This is a genomic window from Agromyces tropicus (assembly GCF_039531345.1).
Lineage (GTDB): Bacteria > Actinomycetota > Actinomycetes > Actinomycetales > Microbacteriaceae > Agromyces > Agromyces tropicus.
Genome location: NZ_BAAAPW010000006.1, coordinates 1 through 19762 on the forward strand (window position 1 = coordinate 1; position 19762 = coordinate 19762).

Consider the following 19762-nt stretch of genomic DNA (forward strand, 5'->3'; position numbering starts at 1 on the left):
TCTCCCCCGCCTCGACAGTGAGGTCGATGTGGTCGTTCGCCACCAGGGAACCGAACTTCTTCGTGATTCCTCGGAGTTCGAGTTTCATGCCACCGATCCTAGTGATCGAGCCCGGCTTCGCAGCGGTCGTGCGCCGAAGTGCGCCGATGAGCGTTCCGGGCTGCTCAGATGTTGACGAAGATGCGCAGATCCGTCGTACGCCGCACGCGGGCCCGCCGGAAATGCACGAGGGGAGGCCGGTCCGGGACCGGCCTCCCCTCGTGTGGAAGGCGTTACTGAGCCAGGTAGGACTCGACGGTGATGTCGCCGTCGATGATCATCTGCTTGAGCTCGTCGAGCTTCGACGACAGGTCGGCCGGAACCGCGTCCTCGAAGTCGTGGAACGGTGCGACGCCGACGCCCTCGTTCTCGAGCGTCCCGACGAAGGGCGACGGATCGAACTCGCCGTTGCCGGCCGAGACGATGGCGTCCTCGACACCCACGTCGATGCCCTTGAGGATCGAGGTGAGGAGGAGGTCGCCGACCGACGGGTCGGTCTCGTACACGTCGGCGTCCACGCCGATCAGCTTGATGTCACGACCCGAGTCGCGGATCGCCGCGGCACCCGACTGGTAGATCGGGCCGCCGACGGGCAGCAGGATGTCGATGTTCTGGTCGATGAGGCCCTGCGCGACCTGGCGAGCGGTGTCGTTCGCCTCGAAGCCGCCGGTGAACGAGCCGTCCTGCGCCTCGCGGTCCCAGCCGAGGACCTTGACGTCCGTGCCGTTCTCCTCGTTGTAGTAGTCGACGCCCTGGGCGAAGCCGTCCATGAAGATCGACACGGTCGGGATGTTCAGGCCGCCGTAGGTGCCGACCGAACCGGTCTCGCTGACGCCCGCCGACAGGTAGCCCACGAGGAACGCGGCCTGGGCGGTGTCGAAGATGATCGGCTTGATGTTCGGCGCGTCGGTCTCGCCGTTGAAGTCCTGGTCGACGGTGTCGTCGATCGAGACGTACTCGAGGTCGGGGTTCGCGGTCGCCGACTCGAGTGCGGCGGGCGCGAGCAGGAAGCCGACCGTCACGATCGTGTCGCAGCCCTGGTCGACGAGGCTCTGCAGGTTCGACGCGTAGTCGGTCTCGGCCTGCGACTCGACCTTCTTGGCCTCGACGCCGAGCTCGTCGGCGGCACGGTCGAGGCCCTCGGCACCGAGCTGGTTGAACGACTTGTCGTCGAAGCCGCCCGCGTCGGAGACCATGCAGGGCAGGTAGTCGAGCGCCTCGCCGCCGCTGTCGCCACCCGACTCCTCGGGCGCCGATGCGCAACCCGCCATCAGCGCGACCGCGCCGATCGTCGCGAGGCCGCCGAACGCGGCCTTCTTGAACGTGAACGTCACAGTGTCCTCCAAAAAAGACTGCCGCCCCGAACGATCTCGGGGACCGTGTGGTCACGTTACCCAATGTTTCGACCCGCGCCATCGGCCGCTCGACCGCCATCGGGCAAAGGTTATGAAGCCGCGACATTCTGCTCATATGAGCAGGTCGGCGCCTCCCCCGAGCGGGGGACGCGTCAGGGCGCGGAGGGCGACTCGATGACCAGCTCGCCCGAGATGATCGCCTGGCGCAGTCCCTCGATCTCGCCCTGCAGGTCGGGCGTCACGAGCGCCTCGAGGTCGTGGTACGGCGCGATCTCGACACCGCCGTTCTCGAGCGTGCCGACGTAGGGCTCGTTCGTGAAGGCGTCGTCGACCACGTCGCCGACGATCTCGACCATGGCCTGCTGCGTGTTCTTCAGGACGCTCGTCAGGATGACCGGCCGGAACTCCGCGGGCAGGGTCTCGTAGCCGTCGCTGTCCACCCAGATCACCGACGTGCCGCCGTGCTCGACCGCCGCGGCCGCGGCGCCCTCGCCGACCTGCCCGGCCACCGGGAGGATGACATCGGCGCCCTGGTCGATGAAGCCCTCGGTGAGCACCTTGCCCTTGTTGATGTCCTCGAAGTCGCCCGTGAAGGAGCCGTCCTGGGTCTCCTTGCTCCAGCCGAGCGCCCGCACGTCGGTGCCGTGCACCTCGTTGTACCGCGCGACGCCGTCGACGAACCCGTCCATGAACAGCGTCACGGGCGGCTGGTTGCCGCCGCCGAACGTGGCGACCACGCCCGTCTCGGAGACGCCGGCCGCGAGGTAGCCGGCGAGGAACGACGCCTGCGCGGTGTCGAAGACCACCGGCTTGACGTTGTCGGCCTCGACCGTCTCGTCGACGATGGCGAACGACACGTCCGGATTCGCCTCGGCCTCGGCGAGCGTCGACTCCGCGAGCTCCCAGCCCACCGTGACGACGAGCGGGCAGCCGGAGTCGACGGCCTGGCGGACGTTCGGCGCGAGGTCGGTCTCGCTCGTCGACACGAGCGCCTGGGCGTCGACGCCGTACTCGTCCTCGGCCTGCTGCAGGCCCTCCCAGCTGGACTGGTTGAACGATCGGTCCTCGAGGCCGCCGGAGTTCGTGACCATCCGGACGCAGCCCGCGTCCTCCGCGCCCGCGCCCTCCTCCGGGGCGGGCGCGCAGCCCGCGAGCGCGACGGATGCCGCCACCAGGCCGGCTCCGAACGCGACGATCCTCCGCAGTGACATCCGCCCCGCCTTCCCGCGTGCCTAGAGCACGTCGTTCGATCCGCCGAGGCGCAGGGCGTCGACGACCGCCTTCACCCGCTGCGCGTGCTCGCTCGTGGTGACCAGCAGCGCGTCGGGCGTGTCCACGACGACGATATCCTTCACGCCGATCAGGCTGATGACGCGGTCGGCGCGGCTCACGACGATCCCGCTGGACGCGTCGGCGAGGACGCGGGCGTGCTCGCCGAGGATCGCGAGCTCGCCGCCGCCGCCCGAGGTGTTGAGCTTGGCCAGGGAGGCGAAGTCGCCGACGTCGTCCCACTGGAAGTGGCCGCGGACGACGGCGAGGCGACCGCGCGCCGCCGCCGGCTCGGCGACCGAGTAGTCGATCGCGATCTTCTCGAGCGTCGGCCAGATGCGGTCGACCGCCGGACCGCGCCGCTCCGGGTCGTCCCACGCCTCGGCGAGCTCGACGAGGCCGGCGTGCAGGTCGGGCTTCGTCAGCGCGAGCTCCTCGAGCAGCCGGTCCGCCCGCGCGATGAACATGCCGGCGTTCCACAGGTGCCGGCCGCCCTCGACGTAGCCGCGGGCGGTCTCGAGGTCGGGCTTCTCGACGAAGCTCGAGACCGCGGTGACGTGGTCGGCGCCGTCGACCTCCAGCGGGTCGCCGCACTCGATGTACCCGAAGCCCACGGCGGGCTCCGTCGGCGTGATGCCGATCGTGGCGATGTAGCCGGCATCGGCCGCCGCGACGGCCGCCGACACCGCGTCGCGGAACAGGCGCGAGCCCGAGATGACGTGGTCGGCGGCGAACGAGCCGATGATCACGCCCGGCTCGCGTCGCTCGAGGATGGCCGCCGCGAGCGCGATCGCCGCGGTCGAGTCGCGCGGCTCGCTCTCGAGCACGACGTTCTCGTCCGCGAGCTCCGGCAGCTGCGCCTCGACGGCCGCGCGGTGCGCCCGGCCGGTGACGACCATGATCCGCTGCTCGCCGGAGAGCGGCGCCAGCCGGTCCCACGTGTCGCGGAGCAGCGTCTGGCCCGAACCGGTGAGGTCGTGCAGGAACTTCGGGGCGTCCGCCCGCGAGAGCGGCCACAGCCGCGATCCCACGCCGCCGGCGGGGATCACGCTGTAGAAGCGGTCGATGGGGGCCTTTCGCATCCAGTCAGGATAACGGCGGGGCCTGCACGCTCCACGGTGGCGAACGGACCACCTCCGCGTCGGGACTAGACTCGCTTCCGGGCCATCGGTCCCGTCATGCCCGCAGACGGGCGACGCACACCGCCAGGAGGGACGTCCATGTCAGCTACGACGACACGGACCCCGATCGCATCCGAGAAGCCGGCGAGTCAGAAGCCGGGCGGCACGCTGTATCGCGGCCGCGAGGGCATGTGGTCGTGGGTGCTGCACCGGATCACCGGGGTCGCGATCTTCTTCTTCCTCCTCGTGCACATCCTGGACACCGCACTCGTGCGCGTGAGCCCCGAGGCGTACAACGCCGTCATCGGCACGTACCAGACGCCGATCATGGGCCTCGGCGAGGTGGCTCTCGTCGGCGCGATCGTGTTCCACGCGTTCAACGGCCTGCGCGTCATCCTCGTGGACTTCTGGTCGTGGGCGACGCGCAACCAGAAGCTGCTGTTCTGGATCGTCATCGCCCTCTGGGTCGTGACCATGCTCGCCTTCGTGCCGCGGCACCTCATGAACGTCTTCAGCCACTAGGAGCGCCGAGATGACCGTCATCGAATCCCCGCGCACCCCCGCCCGCCCGGCGCCCCGCCGCGGCCGCAACCTCGAGAAGTGGGGCTGGATCTACATGCGCGCGTCGGGCGTCGCGCTCGTCGTGCTCGTCTTCGGCCACCTGTTCGTCAACCTGATGGTCGGCGAGGGCGTCAAGGCCATCGACTTCGGCTTCGTGGGCGGCAAGTGGGCCGACCCGTTCTGGCAGTGGTGGGACGTGCTCATGCTGTGGCTCGCCCTGATCCACGGCGCGAACGGCATGCGCACGATCGTCAACGACTACACCAGCCCGGGCGCCGTCCAGCGCATCCTGAAGGGCGCGCTGCTCGTCGCAGCCGTCGTCCTCCTCGTGCTCGGCACCCTGGTGGTCTTCACCTTCGACCCGTGCCCCGCAGGCTCGCCCGCCGAGCTGCTTCCCTCGTTCTGCCCCGCCGCATAGGAGACACGTGACCAGCGAGAACCACGTCGAGACGACGGTCGTCGACGGCGTCCACTACCACCAGTACGACATCGTCATCGTCGGCGCGGGCGGCGCCGGCATGCGCGCGGCCATCGAGGCCGGGCCCGGTGCGAAGACCGCCGTCATCTCGAAGCTGTACCCGACGCGCTCCCACACGGGTGCGGCGCAGGGCGGCATGGCCGCCGCACTCGCCAACGTCGAGGAGGACAGCTGGGAGTGGCACACCTTCGACACCATCAAGGGCGGCGACTACCTCGTCGACCAGGACGCCGCCGAGATCCTCGCGAAGGAGGCCATCGACGCGGTCATCGACCTCGAGAACATGGGCCTGCCCTTCAACCGGACGCCGGAGGGCAAGATCGACCAGCGCCGCTTCGGCGGCCACACGCGCGACCACGGCAAGGCGCCGGTGCGACGCGCGTGCTACGCGGCCGACCGCACGGGCCACATGATCCTCCAGACGCTGTTCCAGAACTGCGTCAAGCTCGGCATCGAGTTCTACAACGAGTACTACGCGCTCGACCTCGTGATGACCGACGTCGACGGCGTCCAGAAGCCCTCGGGCGTCGTCGCCTACGAGCTCGCCACCGGCGAGCTCCACGTCTTCCAGGCGAAGGCCGTGATCTTCGCGACCGGCGGCTTCGGGAAGATCTACAAGACCACCTCGAACGCGCACACGCTCACGGGCGACGGCGTCGGCATCGTCTGGCGCAAGGGCCTGCCGCTCGAGGACATGGAGTTCTTCCAGTTCCACCCGACCGGCCTCGCCGGACTCGGCATCCTCCTCACCGAGGGTGCGCGAGGCGAGGGCGCGATCCTCCGCAACGCGTCGGGCGAGCGGTTCATGGAGCGCTACGCCCCCACGATCAAGGACCTCGCGCCGCGCGACATCGTCGCCCGCTGCATGGTCCAGGAGGTCGCCGAGGGCCGCGGCGCCGGCCCGAACAAGGACTACGTGCTGCTGGACTGCACGCACCTCGGCGCGGAGGTGCTCGAGACCAAGCTCCCCGACATCACCGAGTTCGCCCGCACGTACCTCGGCGTCGACCCGGTGTACGAGCCCGTGCCCGTCATGCCGACCGCCCACTACGCGATGGGCGGCATCCCCACGAACGTCAAGGCCGAGGTCCTGAGCGACAACACGACCGTCGTGCCCGGCCTCTACGCCGCCGGCGAGTGCGCGTGCGTCTCGGTGCACGGCTCCAACCGCCTCGGCACCAACTCGCTGCTCGACATCAACGTGTTCGGCAAGCGGGCCGGGCGCAACGCGGTCGAGTACGTCAACTCGGGCGTCGACTTCACGCCGCTCCCCGAGGACCCGGCCGCCGGCGTCCGCGGCCTGCTCGAGACCCTCCGCGACGCGGACGGCACCGAGCGCATCGCCGCGATCCGCAAGGAGCTGCAGGACGAGATGGACAAGGGCGCGCAGGTGTTCCGCACGAGCGAGTCGCTCGACCACGTCGCCGAGGTCATCGCCGGACTCCGGGACCGCTACCGGAACATCGCGGTGCAGGACAAGGGCAAGCGGTTCAACACCGACCTGCTCGAGGCGGTCGAGCTCGGCTTCCTGCTCGACCTCGCCGAGGTCGTCGTCGCCTCCGCCCGCAACCGCGAGGAGAGCCGCGGCGGCCACATGCGCGACGACTTCCCGAACCGCGACGACGAGAAGTTCATGCAGCACACGATGGCCTACCTGTCCGGGGACGCGCACTCGTCGGTCGCCTCCGACCACATCCGGCTCGACTGGAAGCCGGTGACCATCACCCGTTACCAGCCCATGGAGAGGAAGTACTGACGTGACGACCGCCACGCTCGAGACCACGTCCACGGATGCCGCGATCCAGTCGTTCACGGTCACCTTCCTGATCCGCCGCTTCGACCCGGACGTCGACACGGAGCCGCGCTGGCAGGACTTCGACGTCGAGATGTACGCGACCGACCGCGTGCTGGACGCCCTGCACAAGATCAAGTGGGAGCAGGACGGTTCGCTGACCTTCCGTCGCTCCTGCGCGCACGGCATCTGCGGCTCCGACGCGATGCGCATCAACGGCCGCAACCGGCTCGCGTGCAAGACCCTGATCAAGGACCTCGACATCACGAAGCCGATCTACGTCGAGGCGATCAAGGGCCTGCCGCTCGAGAAGGACCTCGTCGTCGACATGGAGCCCTTCTTCGCGAGCTACCGCGAGGTGCAGCCGTTCCTGCAGGCCGGCTCGGCGCCGAGCGCGGGCAAGGAGCGCGTCCAGTCGGTCGCCGAGCGCGCTCGCTTCGACGACACGACCAAGTGCATCCTGTGCGCCGCGTGCACCTCGTCCTGCCCGGTGTTCTGGACCGACGGCCAGTACTTCGGCCCGGCGGCGATTGTCAACGCGCACCGCTTCATCTTCGACTCGCGCGACGACGAGGCGAAGGTGCGCCTCGACATCCTCAACGACAAGGAGGGCGTGTGGCGCTGCCGCACGACCTTCAACTGCACCGACGCATGCCCCCGCGGCATCGAGGTGACCAAGGCGATCGCCGAGGTCAAGCAGGCGATCATGCGCGGCAAGCCCTGACGGGGCGGCGCCGTGGAACGGAGGGGCCGGTGCGGGATCGCACCGGCCCCTCCGTCGTCCGGTCACGGGCGGCGACGAACCCGGCGGGCGGCGGCGGGCGCGTGCTCGGCGGCGTCGTGGCGGGGCGAGCCCGCGGCATCCGCTCGCTAGGGTGATCGTGTGAGCGATCGCGGACGGGGACGCGGCGGCGGTTCCGCGCGACCGGACGGCGGCGTGCCGGCCGGTGCGGACGCCGTCGGCGCCGTGCCCGCCTCGGCCACGTCGTCCGGCGACCGGGTCCGCGAGGTCAGGGATCGGATCGAAGCCGCGAGCGTGCCGATCCTCGAGCGCTTCGACGAGCCGATCTCGCGCGTCGAGCAGCTCACCCAGTGGACCATGGGCCTGTTCCCGGTGCGGGTCTGGCGGCACTTCCTCGCCCGGAACGGGTTCCTGCTCACCGCCGGCATGAGCTACCAGTCGCTGTTCGCGGTGTTCGCGGCGATCTACATCGTGTTCGCCGTCGCCGGCATCTGGCTCTTCAACGACGAGGACACGCTGAACGCCCTGTACCTGTTGATCAACACGTACGCACCGGGTCTCGTCGGCCCTGAAGGGATCATCACACCGGAGGCGCTGCAGGAGGCGGCGACCGCGAGCACGAGCCTGTTCGGATGGACGGGCGCCGTCGCCCTCGGCGGCCTGATCTGGACGGCGATCGGCTGGGTGACGTACTCGCGCATGGCGGTGCGGAGCATCTTCGGGCTGCCCAAGGACGACCGCGCGTACCTCTACCTCAAGGCCAGGGACTTCGCCGCGGCGTTCATGTTCGGCCTCGCCATCCTCATCGCGGCCGTCCTGTCCATCGTCGCGACCGGGTTCCTCGACTGGGTGTTCAGCCTGCTCGGGTTCGATCTCACGGCGGAGTCGCCGGGCGTCAAGGCGGGGCTGCAGTTCGGCGCCCTCATCGTCGTCTTCGTCATCGACACGCTCGCCCTCGCGGTCATGTTCCGGTTCCTGTCGGGTGCCCAGGTGCCGTGGCGACGGATGTGGACGGGGTCGCTGCTCGGCTCGGCGGCGCTCAGCGTGCTCCAGCTCATCGGCGGCTGGGTGCTCTCCTGGGCGGGCGGGAACCCGCTGCTCGCGACGTTCACCGTCATCGTCGCGCTGCTGCTGTGGTTCCGGATCGCGAGCATCATCATCCTCGTCGCGGCGGCGTGGATCGCGGTCGAGGCCGCCGACCGGAACGAGTCCATGCGACGGGTCACCGCGGCGCAGCTCGAGGCCGAGCGCCGGCAGCGGGAGTACGAGGCGCTCCTGACCGCGGCGCGCGTCCGGGTGCGCGACGCGACCCGCGCGGCCGAGACCGCGCCCTGGTACGCACGCGTGTCGGCGGCCCGGCGCCTGGCCCGCGCGCGACGCGACCTGGACCTCGTGCAGGCATCCGCGCCGCCCCCGCCGCCGCCCCGCTCGCGCTCCTGGATGAACGGGTCGCGCAACGGCGGACGCACCGATGCCCGCAGCGTCTCGAGCGACGGTTCGGGCCGCTGACCGGAGGCGCCCGCGCGGACGGCGACGTCGGCGGGCTCGCCTAGGATCGTAGGCATGCCATCCGCCTCCCCGCTCAGGATCGTCAGTGCCAACGTGAACGGGATCCGGGCGGCGTTCCGCCGCGGCATGGGCGACTGGCTCACCGCGCGCGACGTCGACATCCTCGCGCTGCAGGAGGTGCGGGCCTCGACCGACGACCTCGCCGGGCTGCTCGGCGACGAGTGGAGCATCCTCCACGAGCCGGCGACCGCGAAGGGCCGCGCCGGCGTCGCGATCGCGAGCCGTGCCGGCGCCCGCATCCATCGCGTCGAGCTCGGCGCCGAGGACCACGACACCGCCGGCCGCTGGCTCGAGGCCGACTACGAGGTCGGCGAGCGCATCGTCACGGTCGTGAGCTGCTACGTCCCCTCGGGCGAGGCCGAGACGCCGAAGCAGGTCGAGAAGTACCGCTTCCTCGACGCGATGAGCGAACGGATGTCGGAGCTCGCCACGCACGAACTGGCGGTCGTCGTCGGCGACCTGAACGTCGGCCACCGCACCCTCGACATCAAGAACTGGAAGGGCAACGTCAAGCGCGCCGGCTTCCTCCCCGAGGAGCGCGCCTACTTCGACCGTTTCATGGGCGCCGAGGGCGAGGAGGGCTACAACGCCGGGGCCGGGTTCGGCTGGGTCGACCTCGGACGCCGCTCCGCCGGCGAGGTCCCCGGCCCGTACACCTGGTGGTCGTGGCGCGGCAAGGCGTTCGACAACGACACCGGGTGGCGCATCGACTACCAGCTCGCCACGTCCGGCCTGGCCGATGCGATGGTCGGGTACGCCGTGGACCGCGCGGACGCGTACGACGAGCGATGGTCCGACCACGCCCCCGTCGTCGTCGACTACGCCATCTGAGACCGAAGGACCCCCACACCACGATGAACACCGCACGCCCCGTCGTCTTCTCCGGCATGCAGCCGTCGGGCGACTCGCTCCACCTCGGCAACTACCTCGGCGCCCTGGTGAACTGGGTCGCACTGCAGGACGACCACGACCCGATCTACTGCGTCGTCGACCTGCACGCGATCACGGTTCCGCAGGAGCCCGAGGCCATGCGGGAGGCCACGCGTCGCACGGCCGCGCAGTACCTCGCGGCGGGGGTCGACCCCGAGCGGTCGACGTTGTTCGTGCAGTCGCAGGTGCCGGCGCACGCCGAGCTCGCGTGGGTGCTCGGCACTCTCACCGGCTTCGGCGAGGCCAGCCGCATGACGCAGTTCAAGGACAAGTCCTCGCGCTTCGGCGCCGAGTCGACCACGGTGGGCCTCTTCACCTATCCCGTGCTGATGGCCGCCGACATCCTGCTCTACGGCACGCACCTGGTGCCCGTCGGCGACGACCAGCGGCAGCACCTCGAGCTGACCCGGGACCTCGCCGGCCGGTTCAACTCGCGGTACGGCGACACGTTCGTCGTGCCGGAGGCGATGATCCCGAAGGAGTCGGCCCGCATCTACGACCTGCAGGAGCCGACGGCGAAGATGTCGAAGTCGGCGGCGAGCCCCAACGGCCTGATCAACCTGATGGACGACCCCAAGGTGATCGCGAAGCGCATCCGCAGCGCCGTCACCGACACCGAGCGCGAGGTCCGCTACGACCCGCAGGCGAAGCCCGGCATCGCGAACCTGCTCGACATCTACGCGACCGTGACGGGTCGCACGATCCCCGAGCTCGAGGCCGAGTACGACGGCAAGGGCTACGGCGACCTCAAGAAGGACCTCGCGGAGGTGGTGGTCGACCGGGTCGCCCCGATCCGGGAGCGCACGCTCGAGCTCATGGAGGACCCGGCCGAGCTCGACCGACTGCTCGCGATCGGCGCCGACAAGGCATCGGAGCGCGCCGAGCGCACCCTCGCGACCGCGTACGACCGCGTCGGCTTCCTCCGCCGTCGGTGACGCACGGCGCGCACGACACGAGCGCACCCGGCGGTCCGGGCGCGCTCGAGGGCCCTGGCGCCGGGCGTCCGGTGGTGCTGTTCGACCTCGACGACACCCTCATGGCGCATCGCGAGGCGGTCGCCACCGGCATCGTGCTGCACCTGCGCGAGCGCGGCTACGCGGCCGAGGAGGCCGCCGCGCAGCGGCTGTGGCACGAGCTCGAGGAACGGCACTACCACGCCTACCTCGCCGGCGAGCTGACCTTCGAGGGCCAGCGTCGGGCCCGCGCGTCCGAGTTCGCCCACGCGCACGGCGACCGGATCGACGACGAGGCCGCCGGTGCCTGGTTCGCCCGCTACTTCGAGCGGTACCGCGAGTCGTGGAGCCTCCACGACGACGTCGGGCCCGCGCTCGACGCGCTCGAGCGCGCCCTGCCGGGCGTGCGGTTCGGCATCATCACGAACGGCGAGCACGACTTCCAGCTGGCCAAGCTCGTGCGCCTGGGGCTCGAGGTCGGCCATCCCGGGCGGATCGAGCACCTCGTCGCGTCCGGCGCGGAGGGCGTGACCAAGCCGGACCGACGGATCTTCGAGGTCGCGCTGTCGCGGTTCGCCGCCGGCGGCGCGGTCTCGGGCGCGGCGTACGTCGGCGATCGGCTCCGCACCGACGCCATCGGGGCGGCCGAGGCCGGACTCGTCGGCGTGTGGCTCAACCGGTCGGGCGAGCGGCCGGCGGAGCCGGAGGCGACGGATGCGGCGGCCGCGGGCGTCGTCGAGATCCGAACGCTGGCCGAGCTGGCCCCGCTGCTCGCCGACCGGCTCGCCTGAGGTCGCACCGCGGGACGACGACGGGCCGGGGTGCCTTCCCGTGCACCCCGGCCCGTGTCATCCGCTCACCCTGAGGCGAGCATCGCGTCGGCGGACTCGCGTCCGCCTCAGCGGACGTCCTCGTCGACCCAGTCCAGGGTCTTCGTGACGGCCTTCTTCCAGTTGCGCACGAGGCGCCCCTGCTCGGCCTCGTCCATCGAGGGCTCCCAGCGACGGTCCTCCTGCCAGTTCTTGGCGAGGTCGTCGAGGTCCGCCCAGAAGCCGACCGCGAGGCCGGCCGCGTAGGCGGCGCCGAGCGCGGTCGTCTCGGCGACGACCGGGCGGACCACGGGCACGCCGAGGATGTCGGCCTGGAACTGCAGCAGCGTGTCGTTGGCGGTCGCGCCGCCGTCGACGCGGAGCTCGGTGAGGTCGATCCCCGCGTCGGCGTTCACGGCTTCCACCACGTCGCGCGTCTGGAACGCGATCGCCTCGAGTGCCGCCCGCGCGATGTGCCCCTTGTTCACGTAGCGGGTCAGGCCCACGAGCGCGCCGCGCGCGTCGGGACGCCAGTACGGGGCGAAGAGCCCCGAGAAGGCGGGCACGAAGTACGCGCCGCCGTTGTCCTCGACGGTCTTCGCGAGCTCCTCGACCTCCGGGGCCGAGGAGATGATGCCGAGGTTGTCGCGCAGCCACTGCACGAGCGATCCGGTCACCGCGATCGAGCCCTCGAGGGCGTAGTGCACGGGCTGGTCGCCGAGCTTGTAGCCGACGGTCGTGAGCAGGCCGTTCTTCGAGTGGACGATCTCCTCGCCCGTGTTGAAGATCAGGAAGTTGCCCGTGCCGTAGGTGTTCTTCGCCTCGCCGGCGTCGAACGCCGCCTGGCCGAAGGTGGCGGCCTGCTGGTCGCCGAGGATGCCCGCGATGGGCGTCTCGCGGAGCAGGCTCGAGGACTCGACGGTGCCGTAGACCTCGGAGGAGGACTTGATCGCGGGGAGCATCGAGCGCGGCACGCCGAAGATCCCGAGGATCTCGTCGTCCCACTGCAGGGTCTCGAGGTCCATGAACAGGGTGCGGCTGGCGTTGGTGACATCCGTCGCATGCACGCCGCCGTCGACGCCGCCGGTGAGGTTCCAGAGCACCCACGTGTCGGTCGTGCCGAAGATCAGGTCGCCGGCCTCGGCCTTCTCACGGGCGCCGGGCACGTTCTCGAGGATCCACACGATCTTGGTGCCGGAGAAGTAGGTCGCGAGCGGCAGTCCGACCTTCGCCTTGAAGCGCTCGACCCCGCCGTCGGCCGCGAGGCGGTCGACGATGTCCTGCGTGCGGGTGTCCTGCCAGACGATCGCGTTGTAGACGGGCTCGCCGGTCGTGCGGTCCCAGACGACGGCCGTCTCGCGCTGGTTGGTGATGCCCACCGCGGCGATGTCGTGTCGGGTCAGGTCGGCCTTGCCGAGCGCCTGGCCGATCACCTCGCGGGTGTTGGCCCAGATCTCCTTGGGGTCGTGCTCGACCCAGCCGGCCTTGGGGAAGATCTGCTCGTGCTCGAGCTGCCCGGTGGAGACGATCGAGCCGTGCTTGTCGAAGATGATCGCGCGCGACGAGGTCGTGCCCTGGTCGATCGCGAGGACGTAGTCAGCCATCTGAGAACTCCGTTGCTGTCAGTGATGGATGGGATGTGGTGGGATGCCGGGGCTCAGCCGAGCAGCGGCAGGAGCGGGATCGCGGCGAGGCCGGCGAGCACGCCGCCGATGATCGGGCCGACGACCGGGACCCACGAGTAGGACCAGTCGCTGCCGCCCTTGCCGCTGATGGGGAGCACGGCGTGCGCGATGCGCGGACCCAGGTCGCGGGCCGGGTTGATCGCGTAGCCGGTCGGGCCGCCGAGGGAGGCGCCGATGCCGATGACCAGGAGGGCGACGGGCAGCGCGCCCAGTGCGGCGAGGCCCGAGGCGTCGCCGTTGCGGCCGAAGCCGATGACGACGAAGACGAGCACGAACGTTCCGATGATCTCGGTCACGAGGTTCCAGCCGTACGAGCGGATGGCCGGGCCGGTCGAGAACACGCCCAGCTTGGTCGCCGACTCGGGCTCGGCGTCGAAGTGCTGCTTGTAGCCGAGCCAGACGACGACCGCGCCGAGGAAGGCGCCGATGAGCTGCGCGCCGAGGTAGGTGAGCACCGACAGGGCGTCGACCGGGACGGTCGTGCCGGCGGCCGCGTTGCCGAACTCGGTCGCGCCGTTCGCGACGAGGCCGAGCGTGACGGCGGGGTTCAGGTGCGCGCCCGAGGCGTAGGCCACGACGACGCCGGCGAAGACCGCGAGGCCCCAGCCGATGTTGACCATGAGGAAGCCGCCGTTGTAGCCCTTGTTCTTCGCCAGGGCGACGTTCGCGACGACGCCGCAGCCGAGCAGCACGAGCATGGCGGTGCCGACCAGTTCCGAGAGGAACAGCACTCCGAGATTGTCCACGTTGACCTTTCTGGGTAGATCGGGCGGGCCCGGGGGCGGGCCGCCGTTCGGGGCCGCGTCAGGGCGGCCCCGATGAAACGTACCCGCGGAATCCGCCGGTCAGCGGGGGTTCCGCGTGCACATCCGTGCAGATTTCACTGCGCCGCGAGCTCGTCGAGCGCGACGCCGTGGCGCTCCGCGAGCACCTCGCGGGCGAGCCGGACCTCGGCGCGCCGGGACTGCGCGTCCCAGCCGAGGACGTCGCCGACCACGGCCGCCAGCTCCTCGAGGAGCGGCGCCGTCACCGCCCCCGTGAAGGCGAGGCTGGTGCGCCGCAGCAGCACGTCCACGAGGTGGACGACGCGCTCGTTCGCGGCGAGCCAGGCGATCTCCTCCCGCGAGTAGGCGGGCGCGTTCGCGAGCGGCGTCTCCGCGGCGTCCTCGAGGGCGCGGATCACCTGATCGGCACGCGTGCCGTACCGGTCGAGCAGCTGCTCGGCACGCTCGCGGCCCACGCCGTCGCCGTGGCCGACGACCCACACGAGCCGCGCGGCATCCGTCGTCGGGAACCCGGCCCCGCCGCCGATCGCGAGGCCCTTCGTGGAGTGGACCCGGTCGCGGCCGACGAGCCCGAGCACCTCGTCCGAGAGGTGCTCGGCGAGGGCGCGGAAGGTGGTCCACTTGCCGCCGACGAGGCTCAGCACGGTCGTGCCGGGACGTTCGGCGACCTCCGCGCGCTCGATGCGGTAGTCGCGGCTGACGAAGCCGGGCTGGGTGTCGTCGTGGCGCGGCAGGGGGCGGACGCCGGAGAAGCGGAAGACGATCTGCGAGCGGTCGACGCGCACGCTTGGGAAAACGTGCGCGACGAGGTCGAAGAAGTAGTCGACCTCCTCCTCGGTGCACACCGCGGGCTCCCGCATGTCGTGCTCGAGGTCGGTCGTGCCCACCATCACGCGGCCCTTGAGCGGGTAGATCAGCACGATGCGGCCGTCGGAGTGCTCGAAGAAGATCTCGCGGCCGCCGGTGGCCTCGAGCAGCTCGTCGTTGTCGAGCACGATGTGCGAGCCCTTCGTGCCCCCCATGAACCGGGTGTCGCGGCCGAGCTGCGCGTTGGTGAGGTCCGTCCACGGCCCGGAGGTGTTGACGACCACGTCGGCGGCGAGGTCGAACTCCTCGCCCGTCACGCCGTCGCGCACGCGCACGCCGCGGGCGCCCATCCCCACGGCCTCGAGCCGGTTGGCGGCACGGGCGTGCTCGCCGGCGTCGAGCCCGTCGAAGAGCACGTCGAGCGCGAGCCGCTCGGGGTCGTGCATGCTCGCGTCGTAGTACGTCGCCGTGTACTTCAGGTCGGGGTTCAGCGCGGGAAGCTCGGCGAGCGACTTCTTCGCACCGAGGAAGCGGTGGCGCGGCGCCGATCCGCCGTCGCGCGAGAACGCGTCGTAGATCGTCAGCCCGGCCTTGATGAGCGCGGCGCCGCGCTCCGAGGGCGCGCCCTGCCGGTGGGTGAGGAAGCGCAGCGGCGCCGAGAGGATGCCCGAGAAGGTCGAGAAGATCGGGACGGTCGTCTCCAGCGGCTTGACGTAGTGCGGCGCGATCCGGATGAGCCCGTTGCGCTCCTGCACGGACTCCTGCACGAGGCGGAACTCGCCGTTCTCGAGGTAGCGGATGCCGCCGTGGATCATGTGGCTCGAGGCGGCCGATGCGCCAGAGACGAAGTCGTCGCGCTCGACGAGCACGACGTCGACGCCCTGGAGGGCGAGGTCGCGGAAGGTCGCGATCCCGTTGATGCCGCCGCCGATGATCACGACCTCGGCGGTCGGGCGGGCGCGCAGGGCGGCGACCTCGGGGCGGGGGCCCGCGGCGGGCGTGGAGCGGTTCGTCGTCGGCGACGTGGTGGGCGACATCGCTGTCCTTTCGAGCTGGTCACGCCGGGGTTGCGTGGGCGTCCCGGCTGTGGATGAATACATCGTGGCAGCGATGAACAAGCTTGCAAGCCAGTTGAACAAACGTGCAGAGGGAGATCGCATGGTCGTGACGGATGCCTCGGGGCCGACGCGGGGCGACGACCTCCCGTCGGGGAAGACCCGCGACGCGCTGCGCGCGGCGCACCTGTACTACCTGCAGGACCTCACGATGGACGCCATCGCCAAGGAACTGCACACGTCGCGATCCTCGGTGTCGCGCCTGCTCAGCCATGCCCGCGCGACCGGGCTCGTCGAGATCTCGATCCACTCGCCGCTCGACCTGCCGAGCCGCCTGGAGCAGGAGATCCTCGAGCGCCACGAGGTCGCCGCGCACGTCGTGCCCGTGCCCGATCACGCGAGCGACGTCGACCGGCTGGAGCGCGTCGCGCTCTCGGCTGCACGGATTCTCAGCCGGTTCATCGACTCCAACCAGACGATCGGCGTCGCCTGGGGCTCGACCATGAGCGCCATGAGCCGCCACCTCGCGCCCAAGGCGACCCACAACTCCGAGATCGTGCAGCTGAACGGCGCGGGCAACCTGCGCACGACCGGCATCCTCTACGCCTCCGAACTGCTCAGGAGGTTCGGCGACGCGTTCGGGGCGCGCGTGCAGCAGTTCCCGGTGCCGGCGTTCTTCGACGACCCGGCGACGAAGCAGGCGTTCTGGCGCGAGCGGAGCACGCGACGCCTCCTCGACCTGCAGGCGTCGATGGACGTGGCGATCTTCGGCATCGGCTCGCCGTTCGCGGAGGTCCCGAGCCACGTGTACCAGGGCGGCTACCTCGAGCGCGCCGACTACGACGCGCTCAGCCGCGACGGCGTCGTCGGCGACGTCGCCACCGTCTTCTACCGCGAAGACGGCTCGACCGACGGCATCGCGCTCAACGAGCGCGCGACCGGCCCCGACTTCGCGACGCTGCGCCGGGCGCCGCGGCGCATCTGCGTGGTGAGCGGGCGGGCGAAGCTCCCCGGACTCGAGGGCGCGCTGGCCGCCGGCCTGATCACCGACCTGATCGTCGACGAGGGCACGGCGCGCCGGCTCGTCGAGGACGTCCCGGCGAGCTGACGCCGCTCGGGCCACGTGCCCACCCCCGTCCCGGCGGACCGCGACGGAATCGTGATCCGCGGGGACGCGGCGCCCGGGTAGCGTGGGCAGGCGGCCCCGACGGCCGAACGCCGAGAGGACGCCATGCACCACGACGCCGAGGCCGACCCGAACGCGGCCCGACCCGACGCCGTTCCGGCTCCGGAACCGACGCCACCGGACGCCGTGCCGGTGGCCGTGCCGGCGGCCGCGGATCCGGCGCAGGCACGTCGACCGGGCCGTGCGGGCGTCGCCGCGGCGGCCGCGATCGCCGCGGTCATCGCGGCCTGGGCGATCGGCCACCAGGTCGTCGCGACGGCGGTGCACGCCGAGCTGTGGCCGTCCTGGGCCGCGGCCGACGGCGCCTTCGACGAGGCGGCCACGTCGTACCGCGAGACCGCCGAGCGGGGCGAGAGCGCGATCCGCCGGGGCGACGCCCTGGTCGAGATGGCGGTCGGCGACCTCGTCGACCCGGACGACCTCGCCGACCTCGAGGCGCAGCTCGACGCGGCGCGAGGCGTGCTCGACGAGCGACCGGCGAGCCCGGGGATCGCGGACCTCGGCGACCCGGACGGGCTCGCCCCCGCCTGGGAGCGCTACGCCGATGCCGTCGAACTGCTCGAGCTCATCCCGTCGCGCGAGCTCGCCGCGGAACGGTACGCGCTCGCTCGCGAGCGCGTCGCCGAGTCGAACCTCGCGATCGCCGACGCGTCGGAGGCGCTGGTCGCCGGCACCGAGGAGCTCGCCCTCGCCGCGATGGAGGCGAACCCGTCGGCGACGCACCGGTCCCGGCTCGCGGTGGAGCAGGCGATCGACGCCCTCCGGCAGTCCCCCACCGTGTCGTCCGGCAGCACGGGCCGCTTCGCCGACCTGTCCGACGCGGTCGCGGGCATGCACGCGTCGCACGAGGCCGAGCTCGCCCGGCGCGGTGAGCATCCGGTCCGCGCCGAGATCGAGGACTTCGCCCGCTCGATCTCCTTCGACGTCCCCTTCGACGTCGTATGGGCGTACGAGGCGGGTGGATTCCCGAGCGACGCCTACTACGCCGGCACCGCCGAGTTCATGCCCGAGGGCGACGGCTGGGGCCTCATCACGCTCACCTACAGCATCGAGGACGCCTTCTCGTGGGACGAGAACGCCAAGGCGGTCGTCGTGCACGAGGTCGGGCACGTGCAGGTGCTGCGCGAGGCATGCGCCACGATCTTCTCCGACGCCGGCTTCGACGGCGACCACGAGACGTGGGCGACGGCCTGGGCGATCTCGATGGGCTACGACCTGCCCGGGTCGGGCATCGAGGCGTACGGACGTCCCACGGACGCCCAGATCGCCGCGGCGGGCGGCTGCCGCTGAGCCGACGCCGGACGTCGGGAATACCGGCGGCCCCGGCGCGTTGACCTAGAATCGACACACAACGTGCTCCGGGGTCGGTGCAAGTCCGAACCGGCGGTGAAAGTCCGCGAGCCGCGAGCGCGTGACCGTCCGGTCGCGCGCGGACGGTTGAACCGGTGGAACTCCGGTACCGACGGTGAAAGTCCGGATGGGAGGCAGCACGGGTCGGCGGCGCTCGCGCGCGGTCGACGGATCCGGCGCTGCCGGGACGCCCCGGAGCCTGGAAGGCAGGCGACTGGCGATGACCACGGCCACGCGAGCGGCGACGGACGCCGCGGCGATGCGCCGGGCGCTCGGCTTGGCCGAGCGAGGACCGGCGAAGGGCGTCAACCCGCGCGTCGGCTGCGTGATCCTCTCCCCCGACGGCGACGTGCTCGCCGAGGGATGGCATCGCGGAGCCGGGACGGCGCATGCGGAGGTCGACGCGCTCGCGAAGCTCGAGCCGGGTGCGGCGCGCGGCGCGACCGCCGTCGTGACCCTCGAGCCGTGCAACCACACCGGCCGCACGGGACCGTGCGCCGCCGCGCTCGTCGACGCCGGGATCGCCCGCGTCGTCTACGCGGTCGACGACCCCGGCCGGCACTCCGCCGGCGGTGCCCGGACGCTCCGGGATGCGGGCGTCGAGGTCGAGCCGGGCGTGCTCGCCGACGAGGTCGAGGCGTTCCTCGAGGACTGGCTGTTCGCGGCCCGCGAGCGACGCCCGCGCGTGACCGTGAAGTGGGCGTCGAGCCTCGACGGACGCGTCGCCGCGGCCGACGGAACCAGCCGCTGGATCACCGGCGAGCACGCGAGGGCCGACGTGCACCGGCGCCGTGCCACGGCCGATGCGATCGCCGTGGGCACGGGCACCGTGCTCGCCGACGATCCCGCGCTCACGGCGCGCGACGCCGACGGCGCGCTCCTCGACGACCAGCCCGTGCCCGTGGTGTTCGGGCGACGGCCGCTCCCCCCGGACGCGGCGGTGCTGCGGCATCCGCACGAGGCCGTGACCCTGCCCGGCGCGGACCTCGCGGCCGACCTCGAGGAACTCCAGCGCCGCGGCATCCGGTCCCTCTTCGTCGAGGGCGGCCCGACGCTCGCCACCGCCTTCCTCGCCGCAGGCATCGTCGACGACCTGCTCGTCTACCTCGCGCCCGCCCTGGTCGGCGGCCCGCGCACCGCCGTCGGCGACCTCGGCGTCGCCACCATCGCCGACACGCTCCGACTGCACTTCACCGAGGTGGTGCGACTCGGCGACGACCTGCTCGTCGTCGCCCGTCCGTCGCACCCCGAGACCGACACCCGAGAGAGGGTCTGA

17 protein-coding genes and 1 riboswitch are annotated in these 19762 nt (G+C 71.4%); of the genes, 11 read left to right on the forward strand and 6 right to left on the reverse strand.

Going from position 1 to position 19762, the window contains the following annotated elements; genetic code table 11:
* Positions 1 to 272: 272 nt before the first annotated feature.
* The 3 genes from ABD230_RS16205 to ABD230_RS16215 all read right to left on the reverse strand — a co-directional run bounded on the left by ABD230_RS16205 (position 273) and on the right by ABD230_RS16215 (position 3745).
* Entirely contained in the window at positions 273 to 1373 is a 1101-nt protein-coding gene (locus ABD230_RS16205; RefSeq protein WP_344377098.1) for a BMP family lipoprotein, read from the reverse strand.
* A gap of 173 nt (positions 1374 to 1546) precedes the next feature.
* Positions 1547 to 2605 (reverse strand): BMP family lipoprotein, encoded by a 1059-nt coding sequence (locus ABD230_RS16210; RefSeq protein WP_344377103.1) that lies wholly within the window; start codon positions 2603 to 2605, stop codon positions 1547 to 1549.
* A gap of 21 nt (positions 2606 to 2626) precedes the next feature.
* On the reverse strand, positions 2627 to 3745 hold the full coding sequence (locus tag ABD230_RS16215) for a mannose-1-phosphate guanylyltransferase (RefSeq protein WP_344377106.1): 1119 nt from the start codon (positions 3743 to 3745) through the stop codon (positions 2627 to 2629).
* Positions 3746 to 3883: 138 nt separating this feature from the next.
* Here ABD230_RS16215 and sdhC point away from each other — a divergent pair, with 138 nt between their 5' ends.
* The 8 genes from sdhC to ABD230_RS16255 all read left to right on the forward strand — a co-directional run bounded on the left by sdhC (position 3884) and on the right by ABD230_RS16255 (position 11600).
* Positions 3884 to 4306 (forward strand): succinate dehydrogenase, cytochrome b556 subunit, encoded by a 423-nt coding sequence (gene sdhC, locus ABD230_RS16220; RefSeq protein ID WP_344377109.1) that lies wholly within the window; start codon positions 3884 to 3886, stop codon positions 4304 to 4306.
* Positions 4307 to 4316: 10 nt separating this feature from the next.
* On the forward strand, positions 4317 to 4763 hold the full coding sequence (locus tag ABD230_RS16225) for a succinate dehydrogenase hydrophobic membrane anchor subunit (RefSeq protein WP_344377111.1): 447 nt from the start codon (positions 4317 to 4319) through the stop codon (positions 4761 to 4763).
* Positions 4764 to 4770: 7 nt separating this feature from the next.
* Positions 4771 to 6579: a succinate dehydrogenase flavoprotein subunit gene (sdhA, locus tag ABD230_RS16230; RefSeq protein WP_344377114.1), complete on the forward strand. Its 1809-nt coding sequence runs from the start codon at positions 4771 to 4773 to the stop codon at positions 6577 to 6579.
* 1 nt (position 6580) lies between these two features.
* Positions 6581 to 7339, forward strand: coding sequence for a succinate dehydrogenase iron-sulfur subunit (locus tag ABD230_RS16235; RefSeq protein WP_344377118.1), 759 nt, complete (start codon positions 6581 to 6583; stop codon positions 7337 to 7339).
* A 159-nt stretch (positions 7340 to 7498) separates the two neighbouring features.
* Positions 7499 to 8866: a YihY/virulence factor BrkB family protein gene (locus tag ABD230_RS16240; RefSeq protein ID WP_344377120.1), complete on the forward strand. Its 1368-nt coding sequence runs from the start codon at positions 7499 to 7501 to the stop codon at positions 8864 to 8866.
* Between the two features lie 54 nt (positions 8867 to 8920).
* Positions 8921 to 9757 (forward strand): exodeoxyribonuclease III, encoded by an 837-nt coding sequence (locus ABD230_RS16245; protein ID WP_344377124.1) that lies wholly within the window; start codon positions 8921 to 8923, stop codon positions 9755 to 9757.
* A gap of 23 nt (positions 9758 to 9780) precedes the next feature.
* On the forward strand, positions 9781 to 10791 hold the full coding sequence (trpS, locus tag ABD230_RS16250; protein ID WP_344377129.1) for a tryptophan--tRNA ligase: 1011 nt from the start codon (positions 9781 to 9783) through the stop codon (positions 10789 to 10791).
* Positions 10788 to 11600: an HAD family hydrolase gene (locus tag ABD230_RS16255; protein ID WP_344377132.1), complete on the forward strand. Its 813-nt coding sequence runs from the start codon at positions 10788 to 10790 to the stop codon at positions 11598 to 11600. The genes trpS and ABD230_RS16255 overlap by 4 nt, the downstream gene beginning before the upstream one ends.
* 107 nt (positions 11601 to 11707) lie before the next feature.
* Here the strand turns inward: ABD230_RS16255 and glpK are convergent, their stop codons facing one another.
* From glpK to ABD230_RS16270, 3 genes are all read right to left on the reverse strand, one after another.
* Complete coding sequence (gene glpK / locus ABD230_RS16260; RefSeq protein ID WP_344377135.1) at positions 11708 to 13222, reverse strand: glycerol kinase GlpK; 1515 nt, start codon at positions 13220 to 13222, stop codon at positions 11708 to 11710.
* A 53-nt stretch (positions 13223 to 13275) separates the two neighbouring features.
* The gene (locus tag ABD230_RS16265) at positions 13276 to 14049 is read right to left on the reverse strand and encodes an MIP/aquaporin family protein (protein WP_344377139.1); all 774 of its coding nucleotides are present in this window, start codon (positions 14047 to 14049) and stop codon (positions 13276 to 13278) included.
* 134 nt (positions 14050 to 14183) lie between these two features.
* A complete protein-coding gene (locus ABD230_RS16270; protein ID WP_344377141.1) occupies positions 14184 to 15932 on the reverse strand; it encodes a glycerol-3-phosphate dehydrogenase/oxidase in 1749 nt (582 codons plus the stop codon).
* Between the two features lie 229 nt (positions 15933 to 16161).
* Between ABD230_RS16270 and ABD230_RS16275 the strand changes: the two genes are divergently transcribed.
* From ABD230_RS16275 to ribD, 3 genes are all read left to right on the forward strand, one after another.
* Positions 16162 to 17058 (forward strand): sugar-binding transcriptional regulator, encoded by an 897-nt coding sequence (locus tag ABD230_RS16275; protein WP_344377695.1) that lies wholly within the window; start codon positions 16162 to 16164, stop codon positions 17056 to 17058.
* 123 nt (positions 17059 to 17181) lie between these two features.
* A complete protein-coding gene (locus tag ABD230_RS16280) occupies positions 17182 to 18426 on the forward strand; it encodes a hypothetical protein (protein WP_344377143.1) in 1245 nt (414 codons plus the stop codon).
* Between the two features lie 60 nt (positions 18427 to 18486).
* Positions 18487 to 18630: riboswitch (FMN riboswitch) on the forward strand.
* Between the two features lie 76 nt (positions 18631 to 18706).
* Entirely contained in the window at positions 18707 to 19762 is a 1056-nt protein-coding gene (gene ribD, locus ABD230_RS16285) for a bifunctional diaminohydroxyphosphoribosylaminopyrimidine deaminase/5-amino-6-(5-phosphoribosylamino)uracil reductase RibD (protein WP_344377147.1), read from the forward strand.